18 protein-coding genes and 1 pseudogene are annotated in these 16,288 nt (G+C 63.5%); 6 read left to right on the top strand and 13 right to left on the bottom strand.

The genetic code is table 11. The annotated features are described in order from the left end of the window. The first annotated feature begins 307 nt into the window (after window positions 1–307). Entirely contained in the window at window positions 308–850 is a 543-nt protein-coding gene (locus tag ACTXGA_RS06750) for an aspartyl/asparaginyl beta-hydroxylase domain-containing protein (protein ID WP_443392370.1), read from the top strand. A gap of 185 nt (window positions 851–1,035) precedes the next feature. Here the strand turns inward: ACTXGA_RS06750 and ACTXGA_RS06745 are convergent, their stop codons facing one another. Continuing rightward, on the bottom strand, window positions 1,036–1,338 hold the full coding sequence (locus ACTXGA_RS06745) for a DUF4389 domain-containing protein (RefSeq protein WP_443392369.1): 303 nt from the start codon (window positions 1,336–1,338) through the stop codon (window positions 1,036–1,038). 193 nt (window positions 1,339–1,531) lie between these two features. Between ACTXGA_RS06745 and ACTXGA_RS06740 the strand changes: the two genes are divergently transcribed. Next, window positions 1,532–2,593, top strand: a complete 1,062-nt coding sequence (locus tag ACTXGA_RS06740) for a dipeptidase (RefSeq protein WP_443392368.1) — start codon at window positions 1,532–1,534, stop codon at window positions 2,591–2,593. Between the two features lie 7 nt (window positions 2,594–2,600). Here the strand turns inward: ACTXGA_RS06740 and ACTXGA_RS06735 are convergent, their stop codons facing one another. Then, window positions 2,601–2,870 carry a DksA/TraR family C4-type zinc finger protein gene (locus ACTXGA_RS06735; protein ID WP_443392367.1) on the bottom strand — a complete coding sequence of 90 codons (270 nt, stop codon included), beginning with the start codon at window positions 2,868–2,870 and terminating at the stop codon, window positions 2,601–2,603. A gap of 218 nt (window positions 2,871–3,088) precedes the next feature. Between ACTXGA_RS06735 and ACTXGA_RS06730 the strand changes: the two genes are divergently transcribed. After that, window positions 3,089–3,613 (top strand): glutathione peroxidase, encoded by a 525-nt coding sequence (locus ACTXGA_RS06730; protein ID WP_443392366.1) that lies wholly within the window; start codon window positions 3,089–3,091, stop codon window positions 3,611–3,613. 55 nt (window positions 3,614–3,668) lie between these two features. Here the strand turns inward: ACTXGA_RS06730 and ACTXGA_RS06725 are convergent, their stop codons facing one another. The 8 genes from ACTXGA_RS06725 to ACTXGA_RS06690 all read right to left on the bottom strand — a co-directional run bounded on the left by ACTXGA_RS06725 (window position 3,669) and on the right by ACTXGA_RS06690 (window position 10,925). Then, window positions 3,669–3,905 (bottom strand): HP1242/YdcH family protein, encoded by a 237-nt coding sequence (locus ACTXGA_RS06725; protein WP_443392365.1) that lies wholly within the window; start codon window positions 3,903–3,905, stop codon window positions 3,669–3,671. Between the two features lie 101 nt (window positions 3,906–4,006). Beyond that, complete coding sequence (locus ACTXGA_RS06720; RefSeq protein WP_443392364.1) at window positions 4,007–4,633, bottom strand: thermonuclease family protein; 627 nt, start codon at window positions 4,631–4,633, stop codon at window positions 4,007–4,009. A 144-nt stretch (window positions 4,634–4,777) separates the two neighbouring features. Beyond that, complete coding sequence (gene betA / locus ACTXGA_RS06715) at window positions 4,778–6,430, bottom strand: choline dehydrogenase (protein ID WP_443392363.1); 1,653 nt, start codon at window positions 6,428–6,430, stop codon at window positions 4,778–4,780. Between the two features lie 151 nt (window positions 6,431–6,581). Continuing rightward, a complete protein-coding gene (gene betC, locus ACTXGA_RS06710; protein ID WP_443392362.1) occupies window positions 6,582–8,090 on the bottom strand; it encodes a choline-sulfatase in 1,509 nt (502 codons plus the stop codon). After that, entirely contained in the window at window positions 8,087–8,653 is a 567-nt protein-coding gene (betI, locus tag ACTXGA_RS06705; protein WP_443392361.1) for a choline-binding transcriptional repressor BetI, read from the bottom strand. The genes betC and betI overlap by 4 nt, the downstream gene beginning before the upstream one ends. Before the next feature lie 407 nt (window positions 8,654–9,060). Then, entirely contained in the window at window positions 9,061–9,240 is a 180-nt protein-coding gene (locus tag ACTXGA_RS06700; protein WP_443392360.1) for a hypothetical protein, read from the bottom strand. 127 nt (window positions 9,241–9,367) lie between these two features. Continuing rightward, complete coding sequence (locus ACTXGA_RS06695) at window positions 9,368–10,267, bottom strand: DMT family transporter (protein ID WP_443392417.1); 900 nt, start codon at window positions 10,265–10,267, stop codon at window positions 9,368–9,370. Window positions 10,268–10,331: 64 nt separating this feature from the next. Further along, a complete protein-coding gene (locus ACTXGA_RS06690; protein WP_443392359.1) occupies window positions 10,332–10,925 on the bottom strand; it encodes a LysE/ArgO family amino acid transporter in 594 nt (197 codons plus the stop codon). A gap of 118 nt (window positions 10,926–11,043) precedes the next feature. Between ACTXGA_RS06690 and ACTXGA_RS06685 the strand changes: the two genes are divergently transcribed. Continuing rightward, window positions 11,044–11,757: a DUF5765 domain-containing protein gene (locus ACTXGA_RS06685; RefSeq protein WP_443392358.1), complete on the top strand. Its 714-nt coding sequence runs from the start codon at window positions 11,044–11,046 to the stop codon at window positions 11,755–11,757. 6 nt (window positions 11,758–11,763) lie between these two features. Here ACTXGA_RS06685 and ACTXGA_RS06680 read toward each other — a convergent pair whose 3' ends face one another. After that, the gene (locus ACTXGA_RS06680; RefSeq protein WP_443392357.1) at window positions 11,764–12,507 is read right to left on the bottom strand and encodes a hypothetical protein; all 744 of its coding nucleotides are present in this window, start codon (window positions 12,505–12,507) and stop codon (window positions 11,764–11,766) included. Between the two features lie 366 nt (window positions 12,508–12,873). Here ACTXGA_RS06680 and ACTXGA_RS06675 point away from each other — a divergent pair, with 366 nt between their 5' ends. After that, window positions 12,874–14,010: a hypothetical protein gene (locus ACTXGA_RS06675; RefSeq protein WP_443392356.1), complete on the top strand. Its 1,137-nt coding sequence runs from the start codon at window positions 12,874–12,876 to the stop codon at window positions 14,008–14,010. 239 nt (window positions 14,011–14,249) lie between these two features. On the opposite strand, the pseudogene ACTXGA_RS06670 reads toward ACTXGA_RS06675, so the two are convergent. Then, window positions 14,250–14,354: pseudogene (locus ACTXGA_RS06670) on the bottom strand (YebC/PmpR family DNA-binding transcriptional regulator); the annotation flags it as partial. Between the two features lie 282 nt (window positions 14,355–14,636). Here ACTXGA_RS06670 and ACTXGA_RS06665 point away from each other — a divergent pair. Continuing rightward, window positions 14,637–15,404, top strand: coding sequence for a VPLPA-CTERM sorting domain-containing protein (locus ACTXGA_RS06665; protein WP_443392355.1), 768 nt, complete (start codon window positions 14,637–14,639; stop codon window positions 15,402–15,404). Between the two features lie 77 nt (window positions 15,405–15,481). Here the strand turns inward: ACTXGA_RS06665 and ACTXGA_RS06660 are convergent, their stop codons facing one another. Then, on the bottom strand, window positions 15,482–16,231 hold the full coding sequence (locus tag ACTXGA_RS06660) for a YebC/PmpR family DNA-binding transcriptional regulator (RefSeq protein ID WP_443392354.1): 750 nt from the start codon (window positions 16,229–16,231) through the stop codon (window positions 15,482–15,484). Window positions 16,232–16,288: the final 57 nt, after the last annotated feature.

The raw sequence follows: 16,288 nt of genomic DNA, 5'->3' as shown, positions 1-16,288 counted from the left end.
TGCCCACGCGTGAACAGCCTCAATCCAGATCCGTTCAGGGCCGGGGCTTCACCGCGCTTGCCCCGGTCCGAAACCGCCCTGCCTTGGCCCTCCAGATGCCCAGATCCGTGCCGGATGCGACCGGCCCCTCCTTGGGCCCCGATTGTCGACCAGCAGCACGATCAGCCACGGCTCAGTTGCCCACGTGGAAACCCTCCGGTGAAAAATCGCGCGGGCGTCCCGGGCAAGACTGTGTGCGATATCGCTGTCCATTGCTTGACCATCCAGACAGACCGCCGGTAATCTTTTCGTGTTTGAGAGGGGTATCATGATACAGGCCGAAGACCGCATTAAATTGCCTATGCACTACGACGCCCCGCGCATGTTGGATGAGATTGCCAAGGATCTTTCCAGGCCATTTCTGTATTACTCCGTGGTCATGCTGGCTGTGCCCAAGGACATGAGCAAGCATACCGGAGCGTCGCGAGCGCCCTCGAAAGACAACGGAGACCTCAGCGACATTCCCTATATCAAGTCGATCATCGACGAGTTTCGGGCGCACACAGTGGTGACATTGGCGCGGTTGCTGCGGCTTGAAGGCGGAGCCGAGGTCAAGGAACACACCGATCCGACCCTGGGCCTTGACGTGCCCGACAGTGTCGTTCGCCTGACGATCCCCATCACGCCAACGGATGACGTGGACTTCCTGCTGAACGGCGCGCCTGTCCCGATGCAGCCGGGTGAGTGCTGGTACATGAAGCTGAACGATCCCCACCAGGTGCTGCACCATGGCATGGCCGAGCGGGTCAATCTGACAATCGACGTGGTCCCGAACGACTGGGTGCTGGATCAACTGGGCCTCGCGGCCTGACCACGGTCAGCCGCTTGGATCCTGCTGAGCGGAAGGCTGCGCTCGGGATCGGCCCGTCGTGCCTGCAGGGGCGGATGACGGTCCTGTCGACTCTGCGGTCGGCTCCAAATGTTGAGAGACCGTTAAAACGCCCCTGTAACCCCTTGATTCTGCATTCCCCCTAAGCTGTCCACGCGTGGACAGCCTCAATCCAGATCTGTCCAGGGCCAGGGTTTCACCTCGCTCGCCCCGGTCTGAAACCGCGCCGCCTTGGCCATCCAGATGCCCAGATCCGTGCCGAAATCGGCCAGCCTTTCGTTCGGCTCACGATTGTTCACCAGCATCACGATCAACTGCACCACCGTGGTCAGGGTCAGCACCGTCTGGGCAAGGCTCAGCATCAGCCAGATCAGCACCATGTGCAGCATCCGCATCGGCATGGCCTCGGCCTTTACCTTGGGTTGCTCCCCATGCATCCGCCCTTCGATATTGTCCTCATCCTGCGCCATATCCAAACCCTCATGACATGCCTGCCCGAACACTACCCACGCAGGGCCCACCCGCCAAGAGCCGCCGCCCCCCATTGCCCCCCAAAGCACGCAAATTCCGGCCGCCCCCGGTGCCACCGGCCATGACATTTCCCTTGCACCGGGCCGGGGGCGCAGGGTCTGATGCAGGCAACGCCCCAAAAAGGAGCCGCCCGTGACCGCCCCCATCCCCTTCTTCGACGGCCATAACGATTTCCTGCTGCGCCTGATGAAATCCCCGGCCCCACGAGAAGAGACATGGCTTGGCACCTCTGGCGGGCACCTCGACCTGAACCGCATGAAACAGGCCGGCTTCGCGGGCGGCCTCTTCGCCATCTTCGTGCCGCCGATCTCCAGCGGGCCGCCGCCGGACTTCAGGACGCTGATGGCCGACCCGCCCTACAGCCTGCCCTTCCCGCCGGAAATGGACCACACGACCGCACAGCCCACCGCCCTGACCATGGCGGGCCTGTTGCACTGGTTGGCCCGCGCCGCACCGGACGACTTCGCCCTTTGCCGCTCCACCGCCGAAATCCGCACCGCGATGGACACCAAACGCATCGCCGGGGTCATGCATATGGAGGGAGCAGAGGCCATCGGCCCCGACCTCGACGCGCTCTACCTGTTCCACGACATGGGCCTGCGCTCGCTCGGCCCGGTCTGGAGCCGCCCGACCGTCTTCGGTCACGGCGCGCCCATGGCGTTTCCCGGCGGACCCGATACCGGCCCCGGCCTGACGGACAAGGGCCGCGATCTGATCCGCCTTTGCAATACGCTAAAAATCATGGTCGACCTCTCGCACATGAACGAGGCCGGCTTTGACGAGGTCGCCAAACTGTCGACCGCGCCGCTGGTCGCCACCCATTCCAACGTGCACGCCCTCTGCGCCTCTCCCCGCAACCTGACGGATCGGCAGTTGCATGTGATCCGCGCCAGCGGCGGCATGGTCGGGTTCAACTTCGCCAGCTTCTACCTGAACGGCAATGGCACCGCCGATACCGGCACGTCGTGGGAGGTGATGCTGCGCCACCTCGACCACCTGATCGACACGCTGGGCGAGGATCACGTGGGCCTCGGCTCCGATTTCGACGGCTGTGTCCTGCCTGACCTGATCGGCGACGTGACCGGCGTGCCAAGGCTGTTCGACGCGATGGCGGCGCATGGTTATGACGACACGCTGATCGCAAGACTGGCGCGCGACAACTGGCTGGCCTGCCTCGACCGGACGTGGGGCTAGGCCGCGCCTACTTCAGCTGGCTGTCCTTCGATCCGCGCCGGTTGATGCCGCCACGGCGGGCGGCGCGCCCGTCCCGTTCGCTGGCGCAGTCGATGCACAGCTTGACGCCGGGGATCGCCAGTCGCCGCTTTTCGGGGATCTCTTCGCCACAGTCCGCGCATTCCGTCAGGCTTTCCCCGACCGGCGCGCGGCGCAGCTTCATCCGCTCCAGTTCCTCGGCAATGCTGGCCTCGATCTGTTCGCTGACCGCGCCGTCCTTGCTCCAACCGCCTGCCATATCCGCTGTCCGTTGCCACCGTCGATCCCGACAGTGCAGCACACCCGGCGGGCGCAATGCAAGCACCCGGCGCAATGACATGACTTATGGCCGCCGCGCCTGCCAAACCGCACAAGCGCGCCCGGCTCCGCGGGGTGGGCGGGCGGGAGAGGCGCCGGGCGCGCGCCCTTGACGCCGGGCCATCGGCCCTACTTCTCTTACAGACAGGAGTGTTCCCGATGCCCCATCTCGCCCGTATCCTGAGCCTGATTGCCCTGCTGCTGGCGGTTCCCGCCACCGCCGCGCCCGGCTTTACCTTCACCAACATCGACGGCGGCACGCTTTCGCTGGACGATTGGCAGGGCCGCCCGGTCCTTGTGGTGAACACCGCCTCGCAATGCGGCTACACCCCGCAATACAACGGGCTACAGGCGCTTTATGACCGTTACCGCGACCGGGGCCTGATCGTTCTGGCGGTGCCTTCCGATGATTTCCGGCAAGAGCTGTCCAGCGCCGCAGAGGTCAAGGAATTCTGCGCCGTCAACTTCGACCTCACCCTGCCCATGACCGATATCACCCATGTGCGTGGCCCGCAGGCGCATCCCTTTTATCAATGGGTGGCGCGGCAGAGCGGCTTCGCCCCAAACTGGAACTTCAACAAGGTCCTGATCGACAGGGATGGCAATGTTGCGGCAACCTTCGGCGCCTCCACCCGCCCGCTGTCGGGCAAACTGACACGCGCCGTCGAGGCGGCACTGAAATAGCAAAACGCCCCGGATCATCGTCCGGGGCGCCCTGCATTTCCGACAATCCGTGGGGTCAGGCCCGCAGGATCGTGTAGATCTGATCCTTCAGCGCGGCCCGCTGCTTGCGCAGCTGTTCTTCGGCCAACTGTTCCATCGGCTCCACGTTGGTTTCGGCCCGATGCACCTGCCGGTTGATTTCGTGATATTCATCGGCAAGCTTGGCGAAATGCGCGTCCGAGGTTTTCAGATCGTGCATCTTCTGTGCGAATTCCGGGAATTCATCGGCGAGCTCGTGCGGGGTATGCGACATGGGCGTTTCCTCCATTTTGTCTTGTTCGAAACTCACATGACAGGATATGGCGGGCGTCCACTTTGACCCGTGTCAAACCGCAGAAAAAATCACAGGTTTTTTCACCGCGCCGCGCGCTGCCAACCAGCAGCCCGCGCCTCTTCCTCTGAACAGAACCAACGCTCTCCCCGGGTGGCGGTAATCTTTGTCTTTGCGTACCAGTCCTGCCCCGGCAGATGATAGATCCGGCGCCCGCTGTTCTGGGAAATGTTACCCTTGATGACGCAGCCCTCCGGGGCCGATGCCATGATCCGCGCGGACCTGACATCGCGCTTCAGCGCACGGAAGGAAGCCGGCGAATGCACCCCCGTCGCATGTAACCCGGCCTTGCGCTGCGCCGCGCGCCGTTCCTGCGGCACATAGGCCTCGGAATACTTGCGATAGGCAAAGGCCAGCCCGCTTTCGACAAGCGCCGCCCCCATATCATCCCCACCGACCGAACAGCGCGCCACAACGCGCCCGTAATGATCCGTGTCCAGCGCCACGCAGCGGGTCCACCGCCCCTCATATCGCGCGCGCACCTCTCCCGTTACCCACGCTCCGCAGGGCCAGAGATAGCCGCCCTTGCCGCCGCACATCTGGTCGCGCTCCAGTGCGTCGATCCCGTGCAGACGGATGCGCGTATCACCTACGACCAAGGTATCGCCATCGACAACCCGAAGAGGTCCGGCGATGTCGGCAGCCGCCACACCCGCCGTCAGAGAGAGAACAAGAGCGAAACAGAGTCTTAACATACCGTTAAGATCGGCCGCTCCGTCTCGCATTTCAAGTCAAAGATTAACGAAAGGTAAACGTGAACCAAACGTGGTTAACACAAGTTAACCCCACAAACCTCAGCGTTGCGCCACCTGCCAGTTCGGGTGCACCCAGGGTTCCGCATTATCCGCAGGCAACCGCCGCTGCAGGATATGGTCGGCGATCTTCTCCCCCACCATTATCGACGGGGCGTTGAGATTGCCATTGGTGATGCGCGGAAAGATCGAGCTGTCCGCCACCCGCAGCCCGTCCACACCGATCACCCGCCCCTCGGGATCGACCACGGATCGCGGATCGTCCGTCCGGCCCATCCGGCAGGTGCCGCAGGGGTGATAGGCGCTTTCGGCATGTTCGCGGATAACCGCGTCCAGATCCTCGTCCGTCTGGGCCGCCGCTCCCGGCTGCAATTCCTTGCCGCGATACGGGGCAAAGGCCTCCTGCTGAAAGATCTCCCGCGTCAGCCGGATACAGCGGCGGAAATCCTGCCAGTCCTGATCCGTGCTCATGTAGTTGAAGAAGATCCGCGGTGCCTCGTCCGGGTCGCCGGACCGCAGCGTGACTTCCCCGCGCGACGGTGACCGCATCGGCCCCACATGCGCCTGAAACCCGTGCCCCTCTGGCGCCACCTGCCCGTCATAGCGCACCGCGATCGGCAGGAAATGGTACTGGATATCCGGATAGGGAACGCCCGCCTGCGACCGGATGAACCCACAGCTTTCGAACTGGTTCGATGCCCCCGGCCCGCTCCGTGCCAGCAGCCATTGCGCCCCGACCCAGGCCTTGCCCACAAGGCTCCAGTATTTCGCAAGGCTCACCGGCTGCGTCGCCGCCATCTGCACGTATAGCTCAAGGTGATCCTGCAGGTTCTGCCCCACACCGGGCCGGTCCGCCTGCACCGCGATCCCATGCTCCGCCAGATGCGCCCCCGGCCCGATCCCTGAAAGCATCAAAAGCTTGGGCGAGTTGATGGCACTTGCGGCAAGGATCACCTCGGCCCGCGCGCGGATCACCTCGGTCTTGCCACCGCGCAGGACTTCCACGCCCACCGCGCGTCCGTCCTCGAACACCACCCGCCGTGCCAGCGCCTGCACCAGTTCCGCGCCCTGCTTCAGCGCGGGCCGCAAATAGGCCTTGGCCGCCGACCACCGCTCACCTTGCCAGACGGTCATGTCAAAGGCGCCAAAGCCCTCCTGCTGCGCGCCGTTGTAGTCGCCCGTGACCGGATAGCCCGCCTGCCCGCCCGCCTCGACAAAGGCCTGCACCAGCGGATTGTCCCGCTTGCCCCGGGTCACATGCAGCGGCCCGCCCTGCCCACGCCACGCCGGATCCCCACCGTGGCCGCCGTCATGCCAATCCTCCATCCGCTTGAAATAGGGCAGTACGTCCGCATAGCCCCAGCCCTCGCAGCCCTCATCGCGCCAGTGGTCATAATCCATCGCATGGCCGCGCACATAGATCATGCCGTTGATCGAAGAGGACCCGCCGATCACCTTGCCGCGCGGACAGACCAGCCGCCGACCGCCCAGATGCGGCTCCGGCTCCGTCTTGTAGCCCCAGTCATAGCGCGCCATGTTCATCGGGTAGCTCAGCGCCCCCGGCATGTTGATGAAGGGCCCCCAGTCGCTGCCACCGTGTTCGATCACGATCACCGAATGCCCTGCCTCGGTCAGCCGCCCCGTCACCGCGCAGCCGCCAGAGCCCGCGCCCACCACCACGTAATCCGCTTCCATCACATCCCTCGAAACTGTCAGACGGGCGCCGCCGCAGGCGCCATATGTCGTTCTTTGCCGGTCAAGGCGTAGCCCCCATGCCTGTGCACGCGGTGCGCCGGTTTTGCGCACCGGGGTGGGCGGGCGGGAGGTGTGCAAAACCGGCGCACCCTCATTCGCCCCGCGGGAACCGCTGGTTGTCTTCCACCACGTTCAGATCCATGTGGTTGCGCATATAGCGCTCGCTGGCCTTCTGCAGCGGCTGGAAATCCCAGGGGTAATATCCCCCCTCGCGCAGGGCCTCGTAGACCACCCAGCGCCGCGCCTGGCTCTGCCGCACCTCGGCATCGAACTGGCCCAGATCCCACCGCCGCGCCGCCGCCACCCGGAACTGTTCCAACACCTCGGCCATGTCCTTTTGCCCGGCAAGGTTCACCATCTCATGCGGATCGCTCTCCATGTCGAACAGCTGTTCCGGGTCCAGTGCGCAATCGGTGTATTTCCACTTGCCATGCCGCAGGCAGATCAGCGGCGCATAAGAGGCCTCGGCGGCGTATTCCATCGCCACCGGCGACCGCCGCTCACCGCCTTGCATCAGCGGCACAAGGCTCTCGCCCTCGGTCCAGGGCATCACCTCGGACATATCGACCCCGGCCAGATCACAAAGCGTCGGACAGATGTCGATGTTCGACACCGGCGCCTCCACGCGCCGCCCCTCGCCGCCCGGCACGGCGATCATCATCGGCACCCGGGCGGAACCTTCGTAAAAGCACATCTTGAACCACAGCCCACGCTCGCCCAGCATGTCGCCGTGGTCGCTGACAAAGACCACGATCGCCTCCTGCCGCGTGTCTTCCAGCACCTGCAGCAGTCCCCCGATCTTGTCGTCGAGGTAAGAGATATTGGCGAAATAGGCGCGGCGCGACCGGCGGATATCCTCTTCGGTGATGTCGAAACTGCGCCAGTCGTTGGCGTCGAAAATCCGCTGCGCGTGGGGGTCGTGATCCTCGTAGGCCATCGCCGGGACCTGCGGCAGCAGGTGCTCGCAGCCCTCATACAGATCCCAGTATTTCCGCCGCGCCACATAGGGGTCATGTGGATGGGTGAACGACACCGTCAGGCACCACGGACGGTCATCCTGCCCCCGCGCCAGATCGTAGATCTTGCGCTCGGCGTGATAGGCGACCTCGTCGTCGTATTCCATCTGGTTGGAGATCTCGGCCACACCGGCGCCCGTCACCGACCCCATGTTGTGATACCACCAGTCGATCCGCTCTCCCGGCTTGCGGTAATCCGGGGTCCAGCCGAAATCGGCGGGGTAGATATCCGTGGTCAGCCGTTCCTCGAACCCGTGCATCTGGTCCGGCCCGACGAAATGCATCTTGCCCGACAGGCAGGTCTGATACCCCGCCCGGCGCAGGTGATGCGCATAGGTCGGGATGTCGCTCGCGAACTCGGCGGCATTGTCATAGACGCGCGTCATGCTGGGCAATTGCCCGGACATGAAACTCGCCCGCCCCGGCGCGCACAGCGGCGAGGCCGTGTAGGCGGTGGGAAACCGCACCGACCGCTTTGCCAGCGCCTTCAGGTTCGGCGCGTGCAGCCACTCCGCCGGGCCGTCCGGGAACAGCGTGCCGTTCAACTGGTCGACCATGACGATCAGGATGTTGGGTTTGCTCATCGTGTCCTCATCAGGGCATAGGCGGTGTCGGTGACCCGGGCTGCGGCATCGCCGATCCCGCCATCGGACAGGGCCGCGCGCAGATAGACCCCGTCGATCAGCGCCGCGATCCTCTGCGCCACCTCTTCGGGCTGCGCCGTGCGCCCGCGCAGGGCATGCACAAGGTTCGTGTGCAGACGCCGCTGATAGACATGCAGCAACCGCGCCGCTTCGGGCTCTCGCTGCGCCAACACGTAAAAGTTCAACCAGGCAGCGATGGTCGCGGGCTGAAACACGCTTTCAGTAAAGTTCGCGGCGATCAGCGTTTCCAACCGCTGGCCCTTCGGCGCAGCGGCCAGCGCCGCGCGCACCTCTCCGGCATAATCGGTCAGCACCTGCCGCATGGCCGCCAGAAAGATCTGCGCCTTGCCGCCGAAATAGTGGTGCGCCAGCGCGCTCGACATACCGGCGCGCTTTGCGATCCGCGATACGGTCACGTCCAGCGATCCGGTCTCGCCGATCTCGGCCACCGTCGCCTGCAGCAGCGCCGCGCGCCGTTTGGGTTCCTGTCCAATCTTGGGCATGGGCGCAGGATCATTTTTATTGACTGACGAGTCAATCAAGAACTGCGCAAAGGACATCGTCTCGCAAAGGCCCAACACGGGCGCGGCCGACATATGCCGCTTGCCGGGGCGCCCCGACGCAGACGGCAAGCCCGGTTTACGGCCTTCAAAATGAATGAAAGATGCTGATTGCGCGTCGCTGCGTGATCTCGGATGCCCTGACCCGCATCTGAACGGCCAAGCAGACCGCGACCGCCCCACAGCTTTTGGCGGCTCATGTGCCGGGACCGCTACCGGATGACATCACCCGCGCGCAAATTGGTCCGGACCTGCGCTTCGGCGCTCACCTCGCCAAGACAGGTCTCCCGCGTCCCCGCGCAGACATCCGACAGGTCGAACCGCGCCCCTGTCGGGCAGTTTTCGTCCGGTTACAGCGGCAGCGTGCAGAGAACGGTGTTCTGCGGCAGCCGTGCCACTTCGACACCGCTATCGGTCCGCCGAAGATTGTAGCCGTAGCCGCGCATCCGGAACCGCCATTCGGCCTCTGACAGTGATTTCTGCCGCTCGCGCACCAGGAAATCCTGGATCTCGTCCATATCGTCGGTCATTCGAAACTCCGTAAACATCCCTTATCCTCCCAATGCTGCCCCTGAATGCTTGCAGCATCGTTAACGATTCCGGCCGCATTGCGCCCGGATTGGGGATTTTTTGGAACCGTGGATAATCAGTCCGAAATCAGTTTTTTGTTTCCGAAACCACCGGAGTCACGCGCCGTTTCAGCTGCGCCTCGCGCAGGGTGATATAGACGACAGAGGCCATGATCACTGTCCCGCCCGCAATCACCCAGGGGTCCACCGCCTCGCCAAAGGCCACCGCGCCCAGCAGCACGGACCAGACCAGTTGCAGAAAGGTGATCGGCTGCGTGACCGTCACAGGTGCGGCGGCAAAGGACAGCGTCATGGCATAATGCCCCGCCGTGGCAAAGAACGCGACGCCGAAGAGGATGGTCACCTCCCACGCCGTCGGCCAGACCCAGACCGCCAGCGCCAGAGGCGCCAGCCCGATCGTCACCCCCAACGACATCATCCCCACCACCACCGCCGCACTCAACTCGCCCGACAGGATCTTGGCCAAGAGGTAGGACCCCGCAAACAAAAGCGCCGTGAACAGCATGGCGATATGGCCCGGGTCCAGTTCCCGGAACCCCGGCCGCAGGATCAGCATCGCCCCGACCAGCGCCGCACAGATCGCCAGAATGCGCCGCAGCGCCAGCCGCTCGCCCAGGAAAAACACGGCCAGAACGGTGACATATACCGGGTTGAGGTAGTTCATGGCCGTCACCTCGGCCAGCGGGATGCGGGTCATGGCATAGAACCACAGCGCCACGCCCCCGGTGTGAAACAGCGCCCGCAGGGAAAACAGCCGCCACTGCCGCCCGCTCAGCCGCACCGCCACCAGTTGCCGCGCCATCGGGATCAGGAACACCAGCCCCAGCAGATAGCGCAGAAAGGCGGATTCCGCCGCCGGAATGCGCGGGCCAAGGTATTTCACCAACGCCGTGACCGCGACAAAGCAAAAGCCCGTCACGACCATCCAGAAGACACCCCGCGCGGGGCTAGCCGAGTCTGTCACCATGCCCAAGGGATTACCCGATCCAACCGCAGGTTCAAGACCGGCAGGCACATGGCCCGCCCCTGCCTCACATCAGCAAGAGCTTGACCGCGATGGCCCACATGGTCAGCCCCACCAGAACGTCCAGCACCTGCCACGACTTGGGCCGCGCAAAGACCGGCGCCAGCGCCCGCGCGCCAAAGCCCAGACCGAAGAAAAACACAAAGGAGGCCGTCATCGCCCCGGTGGCAAAGTACACCGGCGCATTGTACTGCGCCGACACCGCACCCAACAGCACGACCGTGTCCAGATAGACATGCGGGTTCAGCCATGTCAGCGCCAGACAGGTCAGCACCGCCGCCTTCAGGGTCTGCGCACCTTCCCCCGCCTGCAGGGTCTCTCCGCCCTTCCAGGCCGAACGCAGCGTGCGGAACCCGTACCAGATCAAAAAGGCCGCCCCGAACAGCCGCATCCCCCATTCCAGCCCGGGGATCGCCTCGGCCAGCGCGCCGAACCCGGCCACTCCGGCGGCAATCAGCAAGGCGTCCGAAATCGCGCAGACCAGAACCACCGGCAGCACATGCATCCGCCGCAGTCCCTGCCGCAGCACAAAGGCATTCTGCGCCCCGATCGCAAGGATCAGGCTGAACCCCAAGGCAAATCCCGCAATTACCGCCTGCATGTCCATCCTCCTGTCGCCTTGCCGCGCCATACCCCCGAACGCAGGGCAAAGACCACCCCCGTTGACCTCTGCCCCGCCCCCCGCCCAATATGACGGCAGAACCGCAGGGAGACCCCGCATGTGCTGGAGTGAAGCCGCCACATGGACCATGGTCGGTATCGGCAGCGCCGGTGCGGCGCTGGCATGGCATCGCGACGAACCGGCGGCGATCTGGGGCACCATCGGGTTTTTCACGGGCATGGAGGCGCTGCAGGTCTGGGGCTACCAGGTGCTGGACCAATGCGGCGCGGCGCCCAACAGCGCTGTGACCCTGCTCAGTTACCTGCACATCACCCTGCAACCCCTTGTCATCAACATCTTCTGCATGGCGGTGGTCGGCTCCGTCGTCACGCCCCGGATGCGCAGGATCGTTCTGGCCCTGTCGGCACTGGCCAGTCTGATGCTGCTGGCGCGGCTGATCCCGGCGCCGTGGCTGGGCCAATGCCCGCCCAACGTGCCGCTCTGCGGGGCGCAGCTTTGCACCATTTCCGGCACATGGCACCTTGGCTGGACGGTGCCGCTCAACAACCTGTTCAGCCTGCAGCCGTTGCTGGGGCCGATGGGGCAATTCCCCGATTACATGCTGGCGGCCTTCCTGCTGCCCTGCCTCTACGGCGCATGGCGCTTTGCACTGTTCAATATGGCGATGGGGCCGGGCCTGTCCTCGATCCTGACCGACAACCCGCATGAAATGCCCGCCGTCTGGTGCTTTTTGTCGATCGGGATCGTGCTGATCGGGATCAGCCCCGCCTTCCGGCGTCAACTGCAGGGCCCGCCGCCCGCCACGGCCTGAGCGCGCTCACTTTCGCCCCGGCGGATGAAACAGGTATTCCGCAAGGATGCCCAGCTTGAAGGGCAGCCGCCCCTTGCGTTCGACCAGTTGTTTCAACGTCATGCGCCGCCGCCGCACGATCTGCCGCGCGATGCGGAACTCGGTCCGCCGTTTCCACTCTAGAACCGGCTTGGGCAAGAGCCGCCGAATGAACTTCCACAGCCAAGACAGCTGGAAGAAAGCCACCGCCTTGAACACCATCTTCTCGACGCTCTTGGACATCACCTTGATCGTCGCACTGGCCGTAGCGACCAGCCACAGCGGCAGCTGCACCGAGAACAGGATCAACCACAGCCCCAGTGAGGTCACAGACAGCGCCAGCGTGGCAAACAGGATCACCAGCCACGCCACCGCGCGTTCCACCCGGCTGAGGCTGTTGAACCAGTCGATCAGCCGGTCATAGCGCTGCCGCACGATGTCCAGATAGCCCTGAATCCTCAGTTGAATGCGCCGCAGGATCGCCTTGCCCACCATCAGGGGCACGACCGATGTCATGAGCCACTTCTTGAGGATCTCGAACCGGAAAAAGGCCGCGGCCTGTGTCTTGAGCCAGACAAGGAAAACCGGCAGTTCGATCCCCGCCAGCTTTTTCATCAGGACCTTGAGCTGCGTCAGGATCAGGCCAATCGCAACCAGCACTTCGTGCCCGAAAAAAAGGGTCGCAAAGACCGAGGCCGTGACGAAGACCGCCAGCAAAAGAAGTGCACGCAAGAGCATGAAACCGGATTAGGCGGTTTTTCGGTTGGCCCGCAAGGCAGGCATACCCTGCCCGCCCAAGCGCCCGGCAAAAGAAGCACATTTTTTTCCCCAAGCGCCGTTTCAGGACAAACCACCATATCGTTCTACGCCGCCCCCCAGTAGGCGTCATTGGCGCATTTTTCGGTGGCTTCTACGCAGGCGTAAAACATCCAGCGGTATTCAATTGGCTTCAGCGGGCAATCTCCGGCATGCGCGCGTCCGCGCCCCCGCTCTGCGCTCGGCGGCATCGACAGGGGCCCCCGCACCCGCCATACTGGACGCCTTCCACCCGCAAATGGCGGGCAGCGGTCAGGCTTTCTGACCAAAGGCGACGGATCTATGGGCACCGTGCTCAGACTTACCTTGCTTTGCTATAGCTTGCTGCTTGCACAAGCGGCCCAGGCGGAACGGGAGGTTCATGTCCTCGCCGTCGGCCACGGTCAGCCCTCGCAGGATCTCTATGCTCTTCCCGAGGCCCATGTTCTTGTGGATCGCCCGGGCCGGGAAGTCGGCCTCGTCCTGCTTGATGGTGGCACGCTGCGTTGGCACGTCGAGGCAACAGATGGCACCCACGTTACCGAAATCATCCGCAGTGGTCCCGGCCCCGAAGACAGCGAGGTCCTCTTTTCCGGGATTCCCATGGTCGGGGTGCAGGTTCAGGACCTGCCGCTGGTTTTTCGCCCCCGGGGGCGTGATTTCCGCCTTTTGGTAGATCTGCTCGCCGACAGGATGGGAACGCAGCGCATTGACAGCTTCCAGGGACGGAACCAATTCCACGGCCGGTCTTTCACGGTGGATCGGGTCGACACCCAGACGCCCGGACTTGCGCAGGACTATCTCGCGCATAGCCTGGGCGTGACCGAGGATCTTCCGGCGGCCCTTCGCACCTGGCTGGAATCGGACCGGACAGAGGGCGCGCATACCGTCGATTTCGATGAAACGGGGCTTACCCTGAACGGCCCGAACGGCACGCGCAGCTTTCCAGTGCCGCCTGATGTTCCCCCGGTCCTGCTGCCTGTCGCTGCCGTCTATGCGCCCGGCGAAGAGATGATCTACGGCCTCACCTACGGAGGCGAAGGTTACCTTTACGCGGTCGATGTTCAAACCGGAGACTGGGAGGTTGTTGCCAGCCTGCGCGAGTACGATGCCGCCGGTCTTCTTTACGTGGCAGACGAACGATTGCTCATCCTGACCGGCGCTTTCTCCCGGCCCGGTGACATCAGGGGAGTTTGGCTGGATGGCCGCCGCTTCGCCAGCTTCACCCCCACAATTGCCTTTCCCGGATTGTCCGACCTTTTCGACTATGGCAACGAGCACGGCCCGCCCCTGATCCCCCAGGCCTACGCCGATGGCTGGCTGCTCGTCGAAGCACTTGGCGAAGGCTTCGGGACGGTCCCGGACAGCGGACCGGATCGCATCTACGCGGTGCGCACCGACACCGGCGAGGTCCGCTTGCTGAGCTACCGAAACAACTGACCTTCGAAGCGGCTTCAACGGTCCGACACGGGATCGCCGCCAGACCCCGCTCTCCGGGTTCGGAAACGGGCCGTCGCCCTGCCGCGAAGACCCTCAACTCTTAAGACTTGGTAAATCCGTCCCTGTAACCCCTTGATCCGGCATTCCCCCTAACGTGTCCACGCGTGGACACCCGCCTGGCGCCAACGAAAAACCCCCGCCGAGGCGGGGGTTTCTTCTCGTTGCCAAGGCGCCGGAAATCAGGCGTTTTCCAGCTGTTCCATGACCTCATCCGAGGCCTCGAAATTCGCCGTCACCCGCTGGATATCGTCGTCATCTTCCAACGCCTCGATCAGCCGCCTCAGGCTAGACAGCCCCGTCAGGAACGGAACGTTGCCACGTCTTGACGGAATCCAGAGTGTTTCAAAGGCAGCACAACCGCGAATGAAGACCTGCGCCGTGAAACGGCTGAAGGATTGACGTCAAAGATGGGCGCACATCGTCCAACAGCAACCTTCAATTGGCCCAGCCTAAAGACGCGAAATCATAGGTTGAAAAAACCTGGTCGACGTAGGACAGGCCTCATTCTTGCCAATTTGTCTCGATAGCGAGTGCGTAATAATTGACACTTATTGGAGAAAGAAAATATGAAACGTTCCTTGATTGCGATTTGCGCCGGTGTTCTGTCACTGGCCAGCGTGCAGTCCGCAGATGCCGCCTCCATCCTCAGATACTTCGATTCCTACGGCGGGGTCAGTGACGGTGTTGTCGGCACGGCTCTCAGCGATCTGGGCGAAACTGCAACGGCCGCGAGCCATTCCGACCTTGCAACCAGCTTGTCGTCCCAAGCCTGGGACCTGCTGATCATCGACATCCCGGGCAGCAACATCAGTGCAGCCAATGCGGCGGCGATTGACAGCTTCATCTCGGGTGGCGGCTCGGCAATCCTCAGCTACTGGAACCTCGACACCCTGCCTGCGCTGGCATCGTCCTTCGACGTCTCCGTAGCCTCGTCCTTCAATTCCGTGCAGAGCGTTTTTGCCTGGGACACGGGGTCGCCCGCTGCCGGAAACCTGCTTGCAGGCATCGATTTCACTGACCAAGCCGGTGACAACGGCGACATGCTCGACGCCATCAATGGCGCCACCGCCGTCGCAGGATACTCACCGGTACCGGCACCCGGCCAAGGAGCCATCGTAATCGGTAACGGCGGTCGGACCATCGCCAACGGCTTTTTGTTCTGGGACATGGGCACTTCGCCGACATCGGCAAGCGTGGCTCTGGTCAAGGGCCAGATCGACAGCCTCCTCTCCGGCACCAGCGTTTCACCTGTTCCGGTCCCGGCATCGCTGCCGCTGCTGTTGGGTGGCCTTGCCGCATTCGGCATGATCCGCCGCAAGCGAAAGACGGCCTGACCCGCCAATCAACTCCTCACCAAATCAAAAAAGCCCGCTGTGATCAGCGGGCTTTTTCATGTTTCAAGACCTGAAACTCAGGCGTTTTCCAGCTGTTCCATGACCTCGTCCGAGGCCTCAAAATTCGCCGTCACCCGCTGGATATCGTCGTCGTCTTCCAGCGCCTCGATCAGCCGCATCAGGGACGTCATCCCGTCCAGATCCAGCTCCGTCGTGGTGGTCGGCTTCCAGATCAGCTTGGTCGATTCCGACTCGCCCAGCTCTGCTTCCAGCGCGGTCGACACCTCGTTCAGATCGGTGTCCGCACAATAGATCGTGTGCCCGTCCTCCGAGCTTTCCACGTCCTCGGCACCGGCCTCGATGGCCGCCATCATCACGTCATCCGCATCGCCCGCAGAGGCCGGGTAGACGATCTCTCCCTTGCGCTCGAACATGAAGCCGACAGAGCCGGTCTCGCCCAGATTGCCGCCGTTCTTGGTAAAGGTCGAGCGCACGGTCGAGGCGGTCCGGTTGCGGTTGTCGGTCATCGCCTCGACGATCACCGCCACGCCACCCGGGCCATAGCCCTCATAGCGGATTTCCTCATAGTCCTCGGCATCGCCGCCGATCGCCTTCTTGATGGCGCGTTCGATGTTGTCCTTGGGCATCGACTGGCCCTTGGCTTCCTTCACGGCCAGACGCAGGCGCGGGTTCTTGTCCGGGTCGGGATCGCCCATCTTGGCGGCGATGGTGATCTCCTTCGAAAGTTTCGAGAAGATCTTGGCCCGGATCTTGTCCTGACGGCCCTTGCGGTGCTGGATGTTTGCCCATTTGGAATGGCCGGCCATGGTGGTGAACCTCTTTTCGGGTGCCTCGTAAATCCGCGCCTCTATAATCCAGTGCGC

Source organism: Antarctobacter jejuensis (genome assembly GCF_052266595.1).
Lineage (GTDB): Bacteria > Pseudomonadota > Alphaproteobacteria > Rhodobacterales > Rhodobacteraceae > Antarctobacter > Antarctobacter jejuensis.
Note: the sequence above shows the minus strand (reverse complement) of the source record. Positions and strands in the feature narration are given on the sequence as shown.